Source organism: Mannheimia bovis, assembly GCF_014541205.1.
In the GTDB taxonomy this organism is placed as follows: domain Bacteria; phylum Pseudomonadota; class Gammaproteobacteria; order Enterobacterales; family Pasteurellaceae; genus Mannheimia; species Mannheimia bovis.
The window spans coordinates 1,945,908-1,966,187 of sequence record NZ_CP061280.1 but is presented as its reverse complement, the minus strand read 5'-3'; the positions used below and the strand labels follow the sequence as shown (position 1 = coordinate 1,966,187).

The window sequence follows — 20,280 nt, the reverse complement described above, 5'->3', positions numbered from 1 at the left end:
ACATCTTATAGAGAATAGAGGCAAAATTAAAGGGGGGAATATAAAAAGTTTTGTAAAATTTCTGCCGTGAATTGTTTGCGTAAATAAAAGCCTAAAGGCAACGATTGAACTCGTTCTCCATAAGCATTAATAGCAGCGGTTACAGAGCGATTATTTCTACCTTTAGGTCTAAGTTGTAAGATTTCACCGTGTTTGGCATTAATAGCGTGGAGCTTGCCTAACACAATCATTTCCATCAACTCTTCCCAATCTTGTTTTAATTGGCGTTCTTGTGTAGATGTAGGCGACCATAAAATCGCTTGTCCGATGTAGCGTTGATAAAGTGGAATAGTACGTTCGCCTTCGACAGGAATCCATAATACACGCGAAAGTTTATGCTTAACGTGTGAACTTTCCCAAGTAATACCGTTGTTTTGAGTGAGAGGAGCAAGGCTTACAAATGTAGTTTCTAACGGTAAGCCTTTGTGAGTAATAGGAATAGTTTTAAGCTCAATACCTAAATGCGAAAAATCTTGCTCCGCTTTGCTCCCCGCCTTTGCTCCGAGTGCAGTTTCAATAAGTGTTCCTACCCAGCCTTTGTCTCGTTTTAAATCAGGCGGAACAGGGATATTCAGCATTGTAGCAATTTCGCCTAAGGTAAAACCTGCCAGCCATTGTGCTTTGGCTAACAGCTCCTGTTCAGTTTGAGGAATGCCGGCAAGAGAATAATCACTCATAGAAAATTAATAGACAAGCGGTTGTTTTTTAATAATTTTTTGCAATTAGATCTTATTTATAAGGCGAAAATATCGCCCTGTGATTTTACATCCACGCATTACTGCGAATAACACCAACGGCAATACCTTCAATCTCAATATATTCTTGGCTTGGATTAACCACAATCGCCTTTAATTCGTCATTTTCAGGGTGTAAATAAATTAAGTCGCCCTTTTTCTCCAAACGTTTTACCGTTACTTCATCATTCACTCGGGCAACAACAACTTGACCATTACGAGCAGTATTGGTTTTGTGAACAGCTAATAAATCACCGTCTAAAATACCGATTTTCTCCATTGAATTACCATTTACTTTGAGTAAATAATCAGCAGTTGGATTAAACATCGTCCCATTAACAGGATAATGATTTTCAACGTGTTCAACTGCTAAAATCGGTGTGCCGGCAGCTACTTTTCCTATAAGTGGTAAGCCTTCATCTTCATCATTGGCAGCTTCGGTTTCGTCCTCAACTAAAATGCGAATACCTCGAGATGTGCCGGAGAGCATTTCAATATAACCTTTGCGGGCTAAAGCCTTTAGGTGTTCCTCTGCGGCATTGGGAGATTTAAAGCCGATTTCTCGTGCAATTTCTACACGAGTTGGTGGCATACCAGTTGTTTCAATATGATTTTTTACAAAATCAAAAATTTCTTGCTGACGAGCAGTTAAATGTTTACGCATTTGGGTTGAACCTCACTGTCTTTATATACAGAAAATATTGATAGTATATACAGTATTTTTTGTTTTGTAACTAATAATTTCACAAAATTATAGAAAAAACTGTGGTAGAATGAAGTAAATTAGAGGTTAGACCTCCAAAAATAACAATTCTAAAGGGTATTAATATGTCTGGCTTATTAAATTTCTATCGTACTTTCCTCAATTTACCGCTTTCACTTTTGGTAAAGTCTCGTGCTATTCCAACAGATCCCATAAATGAACTAGAGCTGAACTTAGCACAGCCCATTGTTTATGTGTTACCTTACACTTCGCAAACAGATTTGCTGATTTTGCAAAAAAACTGTTTAGCACTAAATTTGCCTGATCCATTGCAAAATAATGTTATTGATGGGCAAACTTTACCTCGTTTCGTATTTTTAGATGAAGGTAGACGATTTTTTAAATCAAAAGGGGCAAAAAGCGAAACAGAATCTATTTTTTATCGCTACTTAGATTTACATCGTGAAAAAGCAGAGTTAGATGTTCAGCTTGTGCCTGTTTCAGTGTTATGGGGGCGAGCTCCGGGTAAAGAAGATGCCCGTCATTTGCAAGTTTTAACCTCATTCCAACGTTTTATGTCAATGGTTTGGTTTGGGCGTGATAATTTTGTCCGCTTCTCGCCGGCAGTGTCTTTGCGTTATATGGTAACTGAGCACGGGGCAGATGAAAAAATTGCTCAAAAAGTTGCTCGTGTGGCGAAAATGCACTTTGCTAAATTACGTTATTCGGCAATGGGTCCTCGTTTGCCTAATCGTGAAGCAATGTTTAATAAAATTCTCAATTCAGAGGTGATTCAAACGGCGATTGCGGAAGAAGCAAAAAAATCTTCGCCTGAAAAAGCACGCAAAGAAGCGGAAAAAATCATTAATGAGATTGCGGCTGATGTAAAACACGATAGTTTGCGTATTGCCGACCGTGTATTGAGTTGGCTTTGGAACAAATTGTATCAAGGCATTAATGTACAAAATGCGGAGCGTGTAAGAAAACTCGCCTTAGAAGGGCACGAAATCGTATATGTGCCGTGCCATCGTAGCCATATGGACTATTTGCTTTTATCTTACTTACTTTATCATCACGGTGTTGTTCCACCTCATATTGCAGCAGGGATCAATTTGAATTTCTGGCCGGCAGGTCCGATTTTCCGCAGTTGGGGGGCATTTTTCATTCGCCGTACTTTTAAAGGAAACCGTTTATATTCCACCATTTTCCGTGAATATTTGGCGGAGCTATTCTATCGTGGCTATTCGGTGGAGTATTTCATCGAAGGTGGACGTTCTCGCACAGGGCGTTTGTTACAGCCTAAAACAGGTATGATGTCGATGACTTTACAAGCACTTCAACGTGGCTTAAATCGCCCATTAAGCATTGTGCCGGTATATATTGGCTATGAACACGTTCTGGAGGTGGATACTTATGCCAAAGAGTTGCGAGGAGCGGCAAAAGAGAAAGAAAATGCAGGTTTAGTATTACGCGTACTTAAAAAACTGAAAAATTTAGGTCAAGGCTATGTGAATTTTGGTGAGCCTATTCAAGTAAATAATTACCTAAATCAATATTTCCCGGAATGGAAGGAGCAAACTGAAGATACTCGCCCTAAATGGTTGAATGATGCAGTAGATCAAATCTCTCATCAGGTAATGGTGAATATAAATAAAGCAGCTGCGGTAAATGCGAAGAATTTAGTCGGCTCGGCATTACTGGCTTCACGCCAGCGGGCTTTATCTCGAGAGCAGCTTATTGAACAGCTTGAAAGTTATATTCAATTATTCCGCAATATGCCTTATTCTAAAGATATGACGTTGCCGGAAGAAAGTGCAGCAGAAATGCTTGATCACGTTATTCAATTGCCGCGTTCCGGGGTGATCGTTGAGAAAGACCATTTCGGCGAGTTAGTTCGTTTAGAGCGTGAAGCGGCAGTATTGATGACTTACTATCGCAACAATGTTCAACATCTATTTGTATTGCCTTCGCTAGTAGCAAGCTTCGTGCTACATCACGAGGCGATTTCAAAAGATTTGGTTATTCAATCGGTTTATCGAATTTATCCGTTCTTGCAAGCAGAGTTATTTTTACATTTCAAGCAAGAAGAAGTGGCAGAACAGGTTGAATCCATCATTGATGAATTTGTTCGTCAAGGCATCATTAAAAATGAAAGTGATATGTTGATGATTAACCGTCCGCATATTCGTACATTACAACTTCACTCTGCCGGCGTGCGTGAGATTTTGCAGCGTTACTATATCTGTTTAAGTTTATTACTTGAACAGCCGGATATTAGCCGTGTTGCGTTAGAAAAAGAGAGTAGTTCAGTAGCACAACGTTTATCGGTATTACACGGTATTAATGCACCGGAATTTTTTGATAAAGCCATTTTCTCAACTTTTACTACCAGTTTGAAGCAGCAAGGTTACTTTGATAGTGCAGATAATTTGACTATTGGAAAAGTGCAAGAAACCGAAGCACTGCTAAGAAGTTTGATTTCTATTGAAGTGCAACAAACCATTCAAGGGGCAATGGCAAAAGTTGATAGAGAACTTGAAGATGAAAAAGTAGAGAAAAAAAGCTAACAACTAATAAGCGATCATTTTTCTCACATTTTTTGCAAATTAAAAGGCTGAATGTTTATCCCATTCAGCCTTTTTTATTACTTAAACTAAATTACTTTGGTTCGCCGATTGGTAAAATCGTTCTGCCAAAACTTTCATTGATAATATCTGCTGCTGCAAGATAGAATGCTAAGAATGCAGTTAATAAACCGAAATTACCACCAATGTTAGTAATGCTGCTGTTGTGAGTGAAATCGCCCGCAGCTAATAAATAGAAAGTGATGGTTAAGCTTAAGAAAATGGCTTGTAATGCACGTGGTTTTGTTAATGTGCCGATAAACATCATAAATGTGAATGTTCCCCACGCAACTAAGTACCAACCGATAAATTCCGGTGATACGGTTGAAGCAAAGAATACTTTAAATAATGCGAAAGACCACCAGAATGCACCGTAGCTGGTGAAAGCGGTAAAACCGAAAGTGTTACCTTTTGCAAACTCAAACATCCCTGCGATCATCTGTGCTGTACCGCCGAATGCGAATCCCATTGCTAATACTAAACCTACATTTTCACCGCTGAATGTCCCGTTGTTGATTAAGCTAAGTAAAAAAGTCGTTAATGCAAAACCGCATAAGCCGAGCGGAGCCGGGTTAGTTCCTGAATTTGGAGCTGACATCGAAAACCTCTATTGTATTGTTACGCCACAAACCTGTGGCAATGCTTTTATTCACTTCTAAGTCTAAGAAAGAAGCTATTTCCCTAAATTTTAGGGCGATAAAGTATAGCGATTTTGCATCAAATTGACTAGCAATTTTCTATCGACAAGCGGTCGTTTTTATAAAAATTTTGCAATAGTTTTGATGAAATAATTGCGTCTTTCATTCTATCTATCTAAGTGAATTTTAAGTATAATTTATGTATGCAAACGTTTGCTTTTTAATTTTGGAGGGAATATGACAACAATCGGCACCCCATTAAGACCTAATTCAACTAAAGTGATGATGTTAGGTTCGGGCGAGTTAGGCAAAGAAGTCGTGATTGAATTACAACGCTTGGGCGTGGAAGTGATTGCGGTTGATCGCTACGAAAATGCACCGGCACAGCAAGTGGCACATCGTGCCTATACCATTTCGATGTTAGATGGTGCAGCGTTGCGTGCGTTGGTCGAAAAAGAAAAACCGGATTTTATTGTGCCGGAAGTGGAAGCGATTGCAACTGATACACTCGTTGAATTAGAAAGTGAGGGCTACAATGTTGTACCAACAGCAAAAGCAACTAAATTGACAATGAACCGTGAGAGCATTCGCCGTTTAGCGGCAGAGGAATTAGGATTAAAAACCTCGCCTTATCGTTTTGTTGATGATTATACACAATTCCAACAAGCCATCAGTGAGATCGGTATCCCCTGCGTGGTTAAACCAATTATGTCTTCTTCCGGGCACGGGCAATCAGTTATCAAGTCGGAGGCTGATATTCAAAAGGCTTGGGAATACTCGCAAGAGGGCGGGCGTGCCGGCGGTGGACGAGTGATTGTGGAAGGTTTTATCAAATTCGACTACGAAATCACTCAGCTTACCGTTCGCCATATTCACGGTACATCGTTCTTAGCCCCAATCGGGCATATCCAAATTGATGGCGACTACCGTGAATCGTGGCAGCCACAGGCAATGTCGGACATTGCATTGAAACGAGCCCAAGAAACCGCAGAAAAAATCACTACCGCCTTAGGAGGTCGTGGTATTTTTGGCGTGGAGCTGTTTGTGTGTGGCGATGAGATTATCTTTAACGAAGTTTCGCCACGTCCGCACGATACCGGAATGGTAACGATGGCATCGCAAGAGCTGTCTCAATTTGCTCTACACGCTCGTGCGATTTTAGGTTTACCGATTCCGGAAATTTATTGCATTAGCCCGGCAGCATCAAAAGCAATTGTGGTGGAAGGCAAGTCGGATAATGTGCGTTTTGGTGGATTGGAAAATGTGTTAGCGGAAATCGGCACAAACATTCGTTTATTCGGCAAAGGCGAAGTAAACGGACACCGCCGTTTAGGTGTGATTTTAGCCCGTGATAAAAGTGCAGAAAAGGCGTTAGACAAAGCACGAAGAGCTTACGATAAGCTGGATATCAGCTTATAACAACAAGGGCTATATTAAATAGCCCTTTTCTTTTGGAAATTACCAATATCTATGACGCCAGCCGTGATGGTAACCCGCACCAATACTTGGGTAAATCACAGGGCGAATAGGATAAATTGTACTTTTTGAGCATCTATCACTTTGGTTTAGAGCTTCATTGTTTGGTTGAGCATTTTTATCCACAGTTTGTTTAGTTAATATTCGTTGTTGATAATCGTGAACGGCTTGCATATCCATTGGCACGGTGCTTTGTTGTGTTGGAGTTGAACAAGCAGTAATGACGATTGATGAAACGAGTAGCATAATTTTTTTCATATCATTTCCTTATATTTGCAAAAAATTTGTTAATTTAGACCGCTTGTTTTCTATTTTTATCTTAAAGATTTGTAATTTTTACCGATAAAATAAAAAAGGACGCACTAGGCGTCCTCATCTCTATTCTTTAAAATTAAAGAGCAGATTTTGCTTTTTCAACTAAAGCGGCGAATGCTACTTTGTCGAATACAGCGATGTCAGCTAAAATCTTACGATCGATTTCAACAGATGCTTTTTTCAAGCCGTTGATGAATTTGCTGTAAGATAAACCATTTTGACGAGCTGCTGCGTTGATACGAGCAATCCATAATTGACGGAATTGACGTTTACGTTGACGACGGTCACGGTAAGCATATTGACCAGCTTTAATTACTGCTTGGAACGCAACACGATAAACACGTGAACGCGCACCATAATAACCTTTAGCAGCCTTAAGAACTTTCTTATGGCGTGCTCTTGCAATAACACCACGTTTTACACGAGCCATTATTTAATCTCCTAAATTGTCTATTTTGATTGAGTGGACGAGTTTTCGTCCCTAAGAATTACTATTCGTACGTTTGTGTTTTTAACGCAGCCTTCGGCTTATGCGTATGGTAAACACGCTACTACTAAAACTTGGTCAGCTTTCGCTACCATTGATTTGTGACGTAAGTGACGTTTACGTTTAGTGGTTTTCTTAGTCAAAATGTGACGTAAGTGAGATTGTTTACGTTTGAAACCGCCAGAAGCTGTTTTTTTGAAACGCTTAGCAGCACCACGTACTGTTTTAATTTTAGGCATTGTTAAAAAACTCCGCATTGTTTTGGGTTTAAATGAATAATCAGGCGAACTCTTACGAGTTACTTGGCAGCACTGATTACGCTACTTTACGGTTTTCACCGCAATCTAAAAAGCAGCTCAGGCTGCTGAGTGTGCCTGTCTGCTTTTGTTTCTCCTACGAAAAACGAGCGAATTCTACAGAATAAGCTCGTTTTTTGCAAGTGAATTATTTTTTCTTTGGTGCGATTACCATCACCACTTGGCGACCTTCCAGTTTGCCCGGTGCAGATTCAACTGCTGCAATCTCTGCTGTATCTGCTTTCACACGTTCTAAAACGTCCATACCGATCTCTTGGTGAGCCATCTCACGTCCACGGAAGCGAACAGTAATTTTTACTTTATCGCCATCTTCTAAGAAACGAAGAATGCTACGTAATTTAACTTGATAATCGCCTTCATCTGTACCAGGGCGGAATTTAATTTCCTTCACTTGTACTACTTTTTGTTTTTTCTTTTGCTCTTTTGCCGCTTTTTCTTTTTCATAGATGAACTTACCGTAGTTCATAATGCGACAAACCGGTGGTTCAGCATTTGGGCTGATTTCTACTAAGTCTAACTCAGCTTCTTCTGCACGGCTTAATGCTTCTTGAATAGAGACGATACCAACTTGTTCGCCGTTTTCGTCGGTTAAGCGAACTTCTTTCACACCGCGAATTTCTTCATTAAGACGGTGTGCACGATTTGTTTGAACACGTTTTACAGGTTTAATAGCCTTATTCCTTCTAGTAAATTTTTGGTTAAATAAGACCGCTTGAAAGCGGTTAAGTATTTTTATAGTGTCCGTTTTATTTTATAAAAAACAGATAAACGTTCGGATTCTATAGGATTTTCAATGCTTATGCAATAATAAACCCTTATTTAGCTCCCTATTTTCGTTTATTTTGATGTTCTTTGATTAATGTCATAAAGGCTTGACCAAATCGTTCAAATTTTCTCTCTCCCACACCGTTTATTTCGAGCATTTCCACTTTTGAAGTTGGTAAGAACTCCGCCATTTCTTGTAGAGTTGCATCATTGAAGACAATATAAGGCGGAATATTTTCCTTATCGGCAATCTGTTTACGCAAAAAGCGAAGACGAGCAAATAGGTCTTTATCATAACGATGGCTTGCTTGTTTTTGCACAAATGCAGTTGCTGAAATCCCTAAGCGTGGCAATGCCAGTTGTAATGGTTTTTCGCCACGCAAAAAAGGTCTGGCACTTTCGGTCAGTTGTAGAGCAGAGTGATTGGCGATATTTTGATAAATCAGCCCTAAATGAATGAGCTGCCTTACTACATTTTGCCAATAGTGCTGGCTCTGTTCTTTCCCAATACCATAAACCGAAAGTTGATCGTGATTATGCTCACGAATTTTCAAGTTATTCATTCCACGCAGTACGGCAATAATGTGATGTTGCCCAAAAATTTGCCCTGTTCGATAAATAACCGACATCACTTTTTGAGCATCAAGTAATCCATCATATTTTTGTGGCGGATCTAAGCAAATATCGCAGTTTTTGCAATCTTCTTGTTTATGTTCGCCAAAGTAATTGAGCAAGACTAAGCGGCGGCAAGTTTGTGATTCCGCGAATTCGCCGATAGCGTGTAACTTATGCTGTTTAATGTCTCTTTGTTCGCTTTCTGGCTCTTCTAAGAGGATTTTTTGTAGCCAGCCATAATCGCTTGGATCGTAGAAAAGTATTGCTTCCGAAGGAAGATCATCTCGTCCAGCACGTCCTGTTTCTTGGTAATAAGATTCGATAGAACGGGGAAGATCGAAGTGTACAACAAAACGAACGTTTGATTTGTTGATCCCCATTCCAAAAGCAATAGTTGCCACCACAATTTGAATGTCATCTCGCTGAAAGGCATTTTGTACGAACTCTCTTTGTTCAAAACTCATTCCTGCGTGATAGCCCATTACACTAAGATGTCTTGAAGCTAATTTTTCGGTAATTTCTTCCACTTTTTTTCGGCTATTGCAATAAATGATCCCGCTTTTACCTTGCTGTTTATTGATGAATTTCAACAACTGCTCAAGGGGTTTAAATTTTTCTTGCACTGTATAACGAATATTTGGACGATCAAAACTCCCTAAATAAATATGTGGATTATTTAGACGTAAATGGTGAAGAATATCCGCTCGTGTTGTCGGGTCTGCCGTGGCAGTTAATGCCATTAACGGCACATTGGGAAAAGTGTTTCGCAAGCCGCCAAGCAAAGTGTATTCAGGGCGAAAATCGTGTCCCCACTGCGAAACACAATGAGCTTCATCGACTGCAATAAAACTGATTTTACAAAGCGAGATAAAGTGGAAAAAGCCTTGTGTCATTACTTTCTCAGGGGAAAGATAAAGTAATTTCAATTTACCCGATAAGGCTTTTTGCTCTACAAGCTGTTGCTCTTCAAGTGTTTGGGTAGAGTTTAAATAGGCGGCTTCAATGCCATTAGTAATGAGCTGATCGACTTGATCTTTCATCAATGAAATCAGCGGTGAAATAACGAGTGTTATGCCATCTAAACATAGAGCAGGTACTTGATAACAAAGGGATTTTCCACCACCTGTTGTCATAATCACAAGGCAATCGCGATTTCCCAACACGGCAGAAATGACTTCTTCTTGCCCGTCTCGGAATTTTTGATAACCAAAAATATTATTTAAAACAGAAATTGCGGTGGTACTCATTATTTTTATATGTGGGGAAGCACTGCGTGCCTCCGCAAGCGGTTTATTTGAGGAAAAAATTTACAAATATAATTATAAAAGGACGTACTCCAGTACGTCCTTACAAACAATTAGAAAGAAATGCTTTCACCGTGTCGGGCAAAGGCTTCTTCTAAATGTTGCCAGAAGGTGCGACCTTCATCTGTAACCCATTCTCCATCAATGTTTTTAAAATGAATGCCACCTAATTTGCTGGCAAGCCATAGTTCTAACATTGCTTCTTGTTTGTTAATGATGATTTGTGATTCATCATCAAAGGTTAAAGTGCAAACTGCACCTTGAATTTCGGTATCAACCGATAAACCTTCGTCATCAATTTTTTCTTCAATTTGCTGCCATACTTGTTCTACGGCTTGGTGGAATTGTGCTGTATTCATTGTGTTCTCCAAAATATTAAGGGAAAAAGTGGTTAAATTTGCAAAAAACTTTGCAAAATTGACCGCTTGAAATTATTCGATCGATGGTAGTTCCGTCATTGCCCATCGAGGTTTTACGCTCACGCTTAAGTCTGTTTGTTCGCCGTTTTTTAGACGTAAAAAACCGGTGTAAGCAATCATTGCTCCGTTATCGGTACAAAATTGCGGGCGTGGATAAAATACTTCGCCTTTGAGTTTTTGCATCATTTCCGCAACATCGGCACGTAATTGCTTATTGGCACTTACACCACCTGCCATCACTAGTCTTTTATAACCCGTTTGTTCTAATGCTCGTTTGCATTTAATTAAAATCGTATCAACTACCGCTTGTTGGAAAGCGTGAGCAATGTCGCAACGGGTTTGTTCATCTATCTCGCCATTTTCATTCAGGTTAGCTTTAATGGTATTTGCTGCAAAGGTTTTTAAACCGGAAAAACTGAAATCTAAGCCTGGGCGGTCTGTCATCGGGCGTGGGAATTTAAAACGATTTGGTGTGCCTAATTCCGCAAGTTTGGATATTGCCACCCCGGCAGGGTAATCTAAACCTAATAATTTTCCGGTTTTGTCAAAGGCTTCGCCTGCTGCATCATCAATCGATTCGCCCATTAATTCGTATTTGCCGACACCATCGACTTTCACTAATTGAGTATGCCCACCCGAAATTAATAACGCCACAAATGGAAATTCAGGTGCGTTTTCTTCCAACATTGGAGCAAGTAGATGCCCTTCCATATGATGAACGCCAAGAGCCGGCACATTCCACGCATAAGCTAAAGAGCGAGCGATGGTTGAGCCTACTAATAATGCTCCAACCAAGCCCGGACCGGCGGTATAAGCAATACCATCAATATCGGAAGGCTGAAGGTTAGCTTCTTTTAGGGCTTCTTGGATAAGTGGGAGCGTTTTGCGGATATGATCTCGCGAAGCAAGCTCCGGCACAACACCACCATAATCAGCGTGCATATCAATTTGGCTGTAGAGCTGGTTTGCTACTAAGCCTTTTTCTTCATCATAAATGGCAACGCCGGTTTCATCGCAAGAGGTTTCAATACCTAAAATTCGCATAATTTCCTAATGAGCTAATAAGTTATAAAGCCAAAAGGGGCGAAACCGCCCCTAATATTCTGCTATGTTTAATTAGAATTGTTCGCCATATTCCGGTTTTGCCGGGTTTGGTAAGGTTTTATTTTCGTATTCTTTGATTAATAATTCGGTTTTTTGTTCAGAATCTTGAATACCCATTTGTTTAAATGCTTCTTTCAAATAAGGAAGGGCATTTTTAGTTGCTTCGGTATTTGGATAGAAACGCAACATTTCTTCTACGCGATTTACTACCGCAACGTACGCATTACGTTTATCATAGAATTTTACGATCGATAATTCGTGCTCGGCTAAACGGTTGAATAAATAGTTCATCCAATTTTGAGCATCTTGAGCATATTGGCTTTGTGGATAGTGCTGAACGATAGTTTGGAAATTACCGTAAGCGTTACGCACATTATCCACTGCACGAGAGGCACGATTTACTTTAAAGAAATCTTGGATAAAATTATCGCCTAAGCGTGCATTTGAAAGACCGGCTAGGTAGAATACATAATCCATATTGGCTGCATTTGGGTAAGAACGGGCGAAACGTTCTGCAGCATCTAATGCTTTATAATATTCGCCTACTTTATATTGTGCATAAATTAAACTTAATTGGGTTTGTTCACCAAGACCTGAATATTGGCCACCTTTAGCACTCACTCCCTCTAAATAACGAATGGCAGAGTTATAATCGCCGTCTTGTAAATAGGTTTGCCCTTTGCTATAAAGATCTTGAGCGTTTGATTCTTCGATGTCTTTATTAGAACTTGAACAACCTACAACAAGCCCTGCTAATGCTAATGTGGCAAGAGTTTTAAATTTACGCATATGTTTTACCTATAAAAAGTGTCTGAGACCAAAAGTTAATGTACAATACCTCAGACTAAGAATAACTTATGAAGTTCATCTCACTATTTTATATAACATCACGCAAGTAAGCAAATGACTAATTAGGATTTATATTTTAATGACTACTCAAAAAAAGATTTTAACCGCAGAAATTACAGCTGACCTATTAGGTGCTCGTTTAGATCAAGCACTGGCACAACTTTTTCCGGATTATTCACGTTCACGCATTAAAGTGTGGATTGAAAGCGATTTAGTAAAAGTGAACGGCAATATCATCAATAAAGCACGAGAAAAAGTATTTGGTGGCGAAACGGTGGAAATTACCGCTGAAATCGAAGAAGAAATTCGTTTTGATCCGCAAGATATTCCGCTCAATATTGTGTATGAAGATGACGATATTATTGTTATCAATAAACCAAAAGATTTAGTGGTTCACCCTGGAGCGGGCAATCCTGATGGTACGGTATTAAATGCGTTGTTGCATTATTATCCGCCGATTGCAGAAGTGCCACGTGCGGGTATTGTGCATCGTTTAGATAAAGATACAACAGGCTTAATGGTGGTAGCAAAAAATATTCCGGCTCAAACCCATTTAGTAACTGCATTACAAAAACGCCGAATTACCCGTGAATATGAGGCGGTAGCAAGCGGCATTATGACTCAAGGCGGTAAAGTTGATGAACCAATGGCTCGCCACCCGACTAAGCGTACTGCAATGGCAGTTCACCCAATGGGAAAACCGGCTGTAACCCATTATCGTATTATGGAGCGTTTCCGTAACTACACTCGCTTACGTTTACGTTTGGAAACCGGGCGTACTCACCAAATTCGTGTGCATATGGCACATATTGCCCACCCGTTATTGGGTGATCAACTTTATGGTGGCAGACCTCGCCCACCAAAAGGAGCGAGCGAGGAATTTTTAGCTGTTTTACGCGGTTTTCAACGTCAAGCATTACACGCTATTATGTTGCGTTTAGAACACCCAATTACAGGCGAATTGATGGAATGGCACGCTCCATTACCGGAAGATTTTGTGGAGCTCATTCAAGCCTTAAAAGCCGATTACGAGCTTTATAAAGATGAACTAGATTATTAATTTGACGTATTGCGTTTATAATTTAAACTTGTTATATTGAAGTCGTTTTCATAACAAACAAAAAATAAGGAGTGTTTTATGAAAAAATTAGTATTAGCAATTTTAGCAAGTGCAACTTTCTTAACAGCGTGTAACACTGTTGATGGCGTAGGCAAGGATGTTGAGAAAGCTGGTGATCAAATCCAAAAAGCAGCACAATAAGAATAATTAAAAAACCTCTGATAAGTTCAGAGGTTTTTTGTTATAGAGAAATCATTGAGCCAACGCAATCAAAAAAATCAGAATGACAGGGAATTCCAACATTCCGATCTGTTTTACATTCAATCCTAAACTCGGCACAATAATCGCACGAGCAGTTGCAATTAAATAGGCAAAAAAGACCGCTTGCATTGAGCTTAAACTATAAGCGAAAGCCAATAATAAGTGTGTTGTAATGCTAAGCTCCATATAAACAGGATTTTTACGCTCTCGTACCATACTTTTTACATAGAAGGTAGTGGCGATAAAAAATAGCGTAGGGTGGAGGAGTATCTCAATATTATATTGTTTTGTAACAACATAATAAGTTGCCATTCCCATTACCCCGAAAGTTAAAATGCCTGCAATATCATTCCACAAATTCCGTTCATCTTTTTGTTTGGCAAAGTAAATTTGAATTAATCCAAGCGGTAGAATTATCACTAAAAATTGCAAAATAGCAGGCACATTATAAATAACAGGCAAAGCAAAGAGTAAACTTAAAGCGAAGTAAATTTTTGCCCATTTTTTATTACGTTCGGTTGGTTTTTTGCTAAATAAAGAGAGAAAAGGGTAAGAGAAAAGATAGAGGAATAGCCAAGAAAACCCAAAGAAAATATGCAAAGGTGTAAATCCACTTGTGATGACCGCATAAAGAAAAGGCAGCATTGCCATTGCTAATGCACCGTGTTGGTTGGAAATAACGGGTTTTTCTTTGAACATTCGATTTCCTTATAAATGAAAATAAAAAAGGCGACTATTTTAGTCGCCTTTAAATTTTAAGGAATATTAGAATAATTTTCTAGAGGTCTCGTATAATTCTTCTTTAAACGGACGACGCATATTATTAATTGCATCAATAATATCGTGATGAACTAACTGCTCGTTTTGAATACCGACACAGTGTCCGCCAAAACCTTGTAATAATAATTCTACCGCATAAACGCCCATACGAGAGGCTAAAATACGGTCAAAGGCACAAGGTGCACCACCACGTTGGGTATGACCTAACACAGTTGCACGAGTTTCGTGTCCGAAACGCTCTTCAATCTCTTTTGCTAATTCGTGAACATCAGTCATTAACTCAGTAATTGCAATGATAGAATGGCGTTTACCTTTTTGGAAACCATCAGAAATACTATTCATTAAAGATTCTTTGTCTAGTCCTTTTTCCGGTACGATCACATATTCACAACCGCCGGCTAAGGCTGCACTAATGGTTAAATCACCACAATGGCGACCCATTATTTCAACAATAGAAATACGTTGGTGAGAACTTGATGTATCACGTAAACGGTCAATTGCTTCTAAAGCGGTTTCTAACGCAGTTTGATAGCCGATAGTATAATCAGTACCTACGATATCATTATCAATCGTGCCCGGAATACCGATACACGGATAACCAAATTCCTCAGTTAATAACTTCGCTCCCATATAAGAGCCATCACCACCAATAACAACTAACGCATCAATATCATATTTTTTTAATGTTTCTACGCATTTTTTACGTACTTCAGGGCGTTTGAATTCAGGAAAGCGTGCTGAACCTAAGAATGTACCGCCACGATTGATAGTTTCTGATACAGAGCGTCTGTCTAGTGGAATCACTTTATCGTGATAAAGCCCTGAATAACCATCTTGAACGCCACAAACTGCTAATCCTTCATTTAATGCTGCACGCACCACACCACGAATAGCGGCATTCATACCCGGTGCATCGCCACCGCTGGTTAAAATCGCAATTTTTTTGATTTTTTTACTCATCTAAAAACACCTTTTTGATAAATTAAATTTAAAATAGAAACTAGTGTAAAGATTACAATATTCAGCCTTTTCGTTCTACTAAAAAATATGTATTTTTTGATTTAGCTTAGCTTTCTTGCAAAATTTCGAGTGCAAAATTTAAGGCGTTGAAAAAATGCTCAATATCCTCTTTTGTATTGTAATGAGCCAGCGAAAGGCGAAGTGTGCCGCTTTCTTGCAAATAACGCAAATAAGGCTTAGCACAATGTTCGCCGTGCCGAATAGCGATTTTACTCTGGGTCAAAAAAGCCGCAATATCGGCAGGGTGCTGATCTTTAACCACAAAACTAATAGTCGGTGTATTTTGTTGTCCGATAATTTGCAAATGTTGATAAGAATTTAACCGCTTGCGGGTGTATTCTGCTAACGTATAAAGTTGTTGATTAAGTTCTGTAAAATTCCAGTTCTCTAACCAAGCCAAAACTTGTCCAAAACCAATAATACCTGCAATATTTGGTGTACCAGCTTCCAACCGGTAAGGCAAATCTGCTACAGTTAGTTCACTTTCAGTAATGTTTTTCAGCATTTTGCCGCCGAATACAAGCGGTTGAATTTGCTCCAAACTTTGCAATTTGCCGGTCAGCACGCCTACACCGTTTGAACCATACATTTTATGGGCGGAAAAAGCGTAGAAATCTGCATCAAGTTTTTGCACATCCACTTGCTCACAACATACAGCTTGAGCAATATCTAACACAATTTTAGCGGAACTGTGCTGGCGAATAATTGGGATTAAGTGTTCCGCAGGTTGGCGAACCCCTGTTACATTGGAAACTAAATTAAAAGCGACGATTTTGGTTTTTTCTGACAACGCATTTTTAAGTGTTTCAGCTTCAATTTGATACTGTTCATTAAGTGGCAGCACAATAAGTTTTGCCTCCGTGCGTTCGGCAAGTTGTTGCCAAGGAATAAAATTGGCGTGATGTTCTGCCACTGAAATCACAATTTCATCACCTTCCGCAATTTGATGCTCCAAGCCATAAGCCACAATGTTTATACTTTGGGTTGTACCACTTGTCCAAATTACCGCTTCACAAGTTTCCACATTAAAGCGTTTAGTAACTAAATCACGAGCCTGCTCATATTGCTCCGTTTGTGGTAAATCATATTGGCTACGATGTACAGAGCCAGCAGAAGCGTAAAAATCGTTTGTTGCTTGAATTAATACATCAGGTTTTAGCGTTGTGGCGGCGGAATCTAAATACGTCCAGCCGTCCGATTTTTCAAAAAAAGGGAAGTGGGAACGGAATTGAGTATTTAGCATAAATTAGTTCCTATTTTGTGATTTTCGATAAAGTTTATTGCACGGAATGCCGTCATTATTACCATCTAACGCTTTCCAACCGCATTGTTGAAAGTAGTGTTTTGCTTGTTCGTAATTGCCGATTTGGTTGCAGCTTAATTTAACTTGGCAATCAATCGTTGTTGGCGGAATTGCAGTATTTTCCGATTTTTTGACCGCTTGTGGTAAGGTTGAGGCGTGTGTTTTTCGCCATTGGCTCGGGTTAATCGGGAATTTGTCCTGCCATAAGCCGATTTTGGCGTGTTTTGCTTGATTTTGTGCCTCAATGTACTCTCGCTTTGTGGTATAAGCCCACGCCATACCGTTTTCTACTAAGGCTAAATTGATGTTTTTACCGTTTAAATAGAGGGTGGCAAGTAAGCGTTGATAGCGATCGTATCCTGAAATCACGGCAGTAATGTTTTGTTTAAACACTAACTGAGCCAGAGCTTGTTTAGCTCTATTTCCATAAGGTTGGGATTGTTCAGGTGCATCAATATGTATCAATCTCACTTTGAGCGGTGCTTTGTTTACTAAGCAACTTAAGGTATCGCCATCGCTAATTCCCACCACTTTGCAATTGATTTGTCGCTCATTTGCATAGCTAATGGAAAACAATAGGCAAAAAATAAAGGTGTATAAAAATTTCATAAATAAAAATATAGGGCTAAATTGCCCTATATTCTATCAGTTTTTATTCTGTTTCGCCTTTTTTAAGGCGAGCAAAGAAATCTTTGGTTTCGCTAATAATTACTTTGCGTAAAGCAATAATTGCAATGAGATTTGGGAATGCCATTAAACCGTTTACAATATCGGCAATTGTCCAGATAGTATCGAGTTGTAAAAATGGGGCAGCGGCAATTAACGCAATAAATAAAATGCGATAGAGCTTGATGTATTGGGTTCGTCCACGTGTTAAATAGACAAAACAACGTTCACCATAATAACACCAGCCTAAAATAGTGGTGAATGCGAAGAAAACTAAGCCAACTGTTACAATAATTGCACCAAATGAGCTGTCTAAGCCTTGAGTAAAGGCAGTTGTCGTGAGAGCTGCACCTTTAATATCACCTGTCCAAGCACCTGAAATAATAATAACCAAGCCTGTCATTGTACAAACAATGATAGTATCTAAAAATGTGCCTGTCATTGAAATTAAGCCCTGTCTCACAGGTTCTTTGGTTTGAGCAGCGGCTGCTGCAATCGGGGCTGAGCCTAAGCCTGATTCATTCGAGAAAATACCGCGTGCTACACCCAGCTGAATGGCTTGCATTACAGTAAAACCAAATGCTCCACCTAATGCTGCTTGCGGATTAAAGGCAGCGTGAACAATAGTAACGATAGCTTGTGGTACTTTTTCGGCGTTGAGAATAATCACACACAGTGAGGCAACAACATAAGCGATAGCCATAAACGGCACAACAATGGTTGCAATTTTAGAAATACGTTTTACACCGCCAAGAATAATTGCAGTTACAATCAGCGTTAAAATAATAGCACTAAAGAGAATTGGCACATCGAAGGTACTTTCTAAGGCGTGCGTAATGCCATTTACTTGTGGGAAAGTGCCAATACCGAGTAACGCCACTAATACTCCGAAAAAAGCAAAGGCTTTAGCAAGCCAACGCCATTGTTTACCCATACCTAATTCGATATAGTACATTGGTCCGCCGGCAACAAAGCCCGCTTTATCTTTAGTACGATATTTAATCGCAAGCAAGCCTTCGGCGTATTTAGTTGCCATACCGAATAGGGCGATAAGCCACATCCAAAATAATGCCCCCGGTCCGCCCGAATGAATTGCGGTGGCAACACCAACAATATTCCCTGTACCGATAGTCGCTGCAAGGGCAGTAGCAAGGGCTGCAAAAGCTGAGATGTCTCCCGATTGCCCTTTCCCTTTTTCAGGTTTGAACATATAAACGAACGCTCGCCCAAGTTGGCTTAATTGAATGCCTTTTAAGGCAAGAGTGAGATAAATCCCTACGCCTGAAATTAAAATCAGAAGCGGCGGACCCCAAATAAAACTGTTGATTTGATTAAGAATGGTGTCGATTGACATTAAATGTTCCTCGTAAAAATAACTTACAAGGAAAGAAAAGGAATGCTAGAACAAGCGGTTAAAAAACGGAAATTTTTTGCAAAAAATCAGCAAAAAACAACCGCTTGTATTGTATAACTTTTCTCCCCTGTCCTTTTGCCTGAGCGTTTCACACATTGCTGCATTTTCGCCTTCGGCGGCTGATTTTTCATCAGCTCTCTCCAAGGGTTCGTCCAGTAACAGTCCTCGCAACTTAGTTGCACCTGAAAGAGTTTGCCTCGTCGGTGAAATGTTAATTCATTTCTCTCCAGCTACCTTCATCCGAACAATCTGATTTATTTCAGTTTGTGAAATAAAAAAGAGTTGCCAAATTCTAGCAACTCTTTTTCGCTCGTCAAGTTATTTAGTGATATTTTTTGCCTCTTGGCACTTCTTCTAAATCACTGAACAATACGGCATATTTTCTTGTGTCTTTGTTTGATTCTAACGCGACTTTACACGCCATTGTTAAAGGAACAGAAAGCAACATTCCCACCGCTCCGAGCAACCAGCCCCAAAACAGAAGTGAAAGGAATACCACTAGAGTTGAAAGTCCTAGCTTTTTACCCATTAAACGAGGCTCTAAGGCATTACCGATAACCATATTAATGGCAACCATACCGATTAATGTTCCTAGCCCGATTGAAAAGCCATTTAATATGAGGGCTTGAATAACAATAGGAATGCCTGCCAAAATTGAACCGATATTCGGAACATAGTTAAGTAAGAAGCTAAACATAGCCCATAAAATAGCGTATTGGACATCTAACGATGTTAATAAAATCCATACAAAAATACCGGTAAGAAGACTAACAAAGGTTTTTACGCCTAAATAACCGATTACGCCTTCTAATACTTGGTTGATGTACTCTTTTTCATTGCGTAAATCATCATCTTCACTTAACGCTAAAGCTAGTTTATATTTCGCTACAGGCATTTCCATTAGCATAAAAATGACGATTAAAAAGACCACAAAAATATTTGATAATGTACCGGAAAGCCCCACCAATAGCGAACTGACAAAATTCATAATGGAGCTTGGGTCAAATTTGCTCATCAGTTCTTCCTGTGAAATATGAATTGGTAAATTCCACTGCTGTGCAAATTCCAATAGGGCACGAACTCTGGTTGAGAGCTGAGTTTTATATTGCGGTATTGAACTGGTAAACTCTTGCAATGAGCTATTAATAATGCCTGCAAAAAAGGTAAAACCTAACAGAATCACTATCAGCAAGAGTGTAATTGCTAACCATAGCGGAATTTTCCGCTTCGTCATAAAATTAATCATTGGCGAGCAAATAATCGCAATGAAAAGTGCGAGGAGAAATGGCACTACAATCTCACTAGACAATTTAATACCGGCTAAAATAATAATGATTGCAGCGATAGAAACTAAACTACGGCTAGATGAAAGTATCATAAATATCCT

Annotated in this window: 21 protein-coding genes and 1 riboswitch; of the genes, 4 read left to right on the top strand and 17 right to left on the bottom strand. The window is 39.5% G+C overall.

What is annotated here, in order from left to right:
* Window positions 1-26: 26 nt before the first annotated feature.
* Both mutH and lexA read right to left on the bottom strand, forming a co-directional pair.
* The gene (gene mutH / locus ICJ55_RS09720) at window positions 27-716 is read right to left on the bottom strand and encodes a DNA mismatch repair endonuclease MutH (RefSeq protein WP_188156616.1); all 690 of its coding nucleotides are present in this window, start codon (window positions 714-716) and stop codon (window positions 27-29) included.
* A gap of 85 nt (window positions 717-801) precedes the next feature.
* Window positions 802-1,437: a transcriptional repressor LexA gene (gene lexA / locus ICJ55_RS09715; RefSeq protein WP_188156615.1), complete on the bottom strand. Its 636-nt coding sequence runs from the start codon at window positions 1,435-1,437 to the stop codon at window positions 802-804.
* Window positions 1,438-1,601: 164 nt separating this feature from the next.
* On the opposite strand from lexA, the gene plsB reads away from it, so the two are divergent.
* Window positions 1,602-4,043 (top strand): glycerol-3-phosphate 1-O-acyltransferase PlsB, encoded by a 2,442-nt coding sequence (plsB, locus tag ICJ55_RS09710; RefSeq protein WP_188156614.1) that lies wholly within the window; start codon window positions 1,602-1,604, stop codon window positions 4,041-4,043.
* 91 nt (window positions 4,044-4,134) lie between these two features.
* On the opposite strand, the gene ICJ55_RS09705 is transcribed toward plsB, so the two are convergent.
* Window positions 4,135-4,698, bottom strand: a complete 564-nt coding sequence (locus ICJ55_RS09705) for an acetate uptake transporter (protein WP_188156613.1) — start codon at window positions 4,696-4,698, stop codon at window positions 4,135-4,137.
* 277 nt (window positions 4,699-4,975) lie between these two features.
* Here ICJ55_RS09705 and purT point away from each other — a divergent pair, with 277 nt between their 5' ends.
* A complete protein-coding gene (purT, locus tag ICJ55_RS09700) occupies window positions 4,976-6,157 on the top strand; it encodes a formate-dependent phosphoribosylglycinamide formyltransferase (RefSeq protein WP_188156612.1) in 1,182 nt (393 codons plus the stop codon).
* A gap of 39 nt (window positions 6,158-6,196) precedes the next feature.
* On the opposite strand, the gene ICJ55_RS09695 is transcribed toward purT, so the two are convergent.
* The 8 genes from ICJ55_RS09695 to ICJ55_RS09660 all read right to left on the bottom strand — a co-directional run bounded on the left by ICJ55_RS09695 (window position 6,197) and on the right by ICJ55_RS09660 (window position 12,329).
* The gene (locus tag ICJ55_RS09695; RefSeq protein ID WP_188156611.1) at window positions 6,197-6,472 is read right to left on the bottom strand and encodes a hypothetical protein; all 276 of its coding nucleotides are present in this window, start codon (window positions 6,470-6,472) and stop codon (window positions 6,197-6,199) included.
* Between the two features lie 133 nt (window positions 6,473-6,605).
* A complete protein-coding gene (rplT, locus tag ICJ55_RS09690) occupies window positions 6,606-6,959 on the bottom strand; it encodes a 50S ribosomal protein L20 (protein WP_005596075.1) in 354 nt (117 codons plus the stop codon).
* A 98-nt stretch (window positions 6,960-7,057) separates the two neighbouring features.
* The gene (gene rpmI / locus ICJ55_RS09685; RefSeq protein WP_005596065.1) at window positions 7,058-7,255 is read right to left on the bottom strand and encodes a 50S ribosomal protein L35; all 198 of its coding nucleotides are present in this window, start codon (window positions 7,253-7,255) and stop codon (window positions 7,058-7,060) included.
* A 205-nt stretch (window positions 7,256-7,460) separates the two neighbouring features.
* On the bottom strand, window positions 7,461-8,003 hold the full coding sequence (gene infC, locus ICJ55_RS09680) for a translation initiation factor IF-3 (RefSeq protein WP_081732151.1): 543 nt from the start codon (window positions 8,001-8,003) through the stop codon (window positions 7,461-7,463).
* Between the two features lie 157 nt (window positions 8,004-8,160).
* Window positions 8,161-9,960, bottom strand: a complete 1,800-nt coding sequence (gene recQ / locus ICJ55_RS09675) for a DNA helicase RecQ (protein WP_188156610.1) — start codon at window positions 9,958-9,960, stop codon at window positions 8,161-8,163.
* Window positions 9,961-10,070: 110 nt separating this feature from the next.
* The gene (cyaY, locus tag ICJ55_RS09670; protein ID WP_188156609.1) at window positions 10,071-10,376 is read right to left on the bottom strand and encodes an iron donor protein CyaY; all 306 of its coding nucleotides are present in this window, start codon (window positions 10,374-10,376) and stop codon (window positions 10,071-10,073) included.
* Window positions 10,377-10,448: 72 nt separating this feature from the next.
* Window positions 10,449-11,480, bottom strand: a complete 1,032-nt coding sequence (gene tsaD, locus ICJ55_RS09665; protein ID WP_188156608.1) for a tRNA (adenosine(37)-N6)-threonylcarbamoyltransferase complex transferase subunit TsaD — start codon at window positions 11,478-11,480, stop codon at window positions 10,449-10,451.
* A gap of 72 nt (window positions 11,481-11,552) precedes the next feature.
* On the bottom strand, window positions 11,553-12,329 hold the full coding sequence (locus ICJ55_RS09660) for an outer membrane protein assembly factor BamD (protein WP_188156607.1): 777 nt from the start codon (window positions 12,327-12,329) through the stop codon (window positions 11,553-11,555).
* A gap of 139 nt (window positions 12,330-12,468) precedes the next feature.
* On the opposite strand from ICJ55_RS09660, the gene rluD reads away from it, so the two are divergent.
* The gene (gene rluD / locus ICJ55_RS09655) at window positions 12,469-13,449 is read left to right on the top strand and encodes a 23S rRNA pseudouridine(1911/1915/1917) synthase RluD (RefSeq protein ID WP_188156606.1); all 981 of its coding nucleotides are present in this window, start codon (window positions 12,469-12,471) and stop codon (window positions 13,447-13,449) included.
* Window positions 13,450-13,527: 78 nt separating this feature from the next.
* Window positions 13,528-13,650 carry an entericidin A/B family lipoprotein gene (locus tag ICJ55_RS09650; protein ID WP_038643990.1) on the top strand — a complete coding sequence of 41 codons (123 nt, stop codon included), beginning with the start codon at window positions 13,528-13,530 and terminating at the stop codon, window positions 13,648-13,650.
* A gap of 51 nt (window positions 13,651-13,701) precedes the next feature.
* Here the strand turns inward: ICJ55_RS09650 and ICJ55_RS09645 are convergent, their stop codons facing one another.
* The 6 genes from ICJ55_RS09645 to ICJ55_RS09620 all read right to left on the bottom strand — a co-directional run bounded on the left by ICJ55_RS09645 (window position 13,702) and on the right by ICJ55_RS09620 (window position 20,271).
* Entirely contained in the window at window positions 13,702-14,409 is a 708-nt protein-coding gene (locus ICJ55_RS09645; RefSeq protein WP_188156605.1) for a YwiC-like family protein, read from the bottom strand.
* A gap of 66 nt (window positions 14,410-14,475) precedes the next feature.
* Window positions 14,476-15,450: a 6-phosphofructokinase gene (pfkA, locus tag ICJ55_RS09640; RefSeq protein ID WP_025236359.1), complete on the bottom strand. Its 975-nt coding sequence runs from the start codon at window positions 15,448-15,450 to the stop codon at window positions 14,476-14,478.
* 106 nt (window positions 15,451-15,556) lie between these two features.
* Window positions 15,557-16,753, bottom strand: coding sequence for an aminotransferase class V-fold PLP-dependent enzyme (locus ICJ55_RS09635; RefSeq protein WP_188156604.1), 1,197 nt, complete (start codon window positions 16,751-16,753; stop codon window positions 15,557-15,559).
* A gap of 3 nt (window positions 16,754-16,756) precedes the next feature.
* Window positions 16,757-17,422 (bottom strand): thermonuclease family protein, encoded by a 666-nt coding sequence (locus ICJ55_RS09630; RefSeq protein WP_188156603.1) that lies wholly within the window; start codon window positions 17,420-17,422, stop codon window positions 16,757-16,759.
* Between the two features lie 43 nt (window positions 17,423-17,465).
* Entirely contained in the window at window positions 17,466-18,833 is a 1,368-nt protein-coding gene (locus ICJ55_RS09625) for an alanine/glycine:cation symporter family protein (RefSeq protein WP_188156602.1), read from the bottom strand.
* Window positions 18,834-18,950: 117 nt separating this feature from the next.
* Window positions 18,951-19,047: riboswitch (glycine riboswitch) on the bottom strand.
* A 168-nt stretch (window positions 19,048-19,215) separates the two neighbouring features.
* Window positions 19,216-20,271: an AI-2E family transporter gene (locus ICJ55_RS09620; RefSeq protein WP_188156601.1), complete on the bottom strand. Its 1,056-nt coding sequence runs from the start codon at window positions 20,269-20,271 to the stop codon at window positions 19,216-19,218.
* Window positions 20,272-20,280 lie beyond the last annotated feature (9 nt).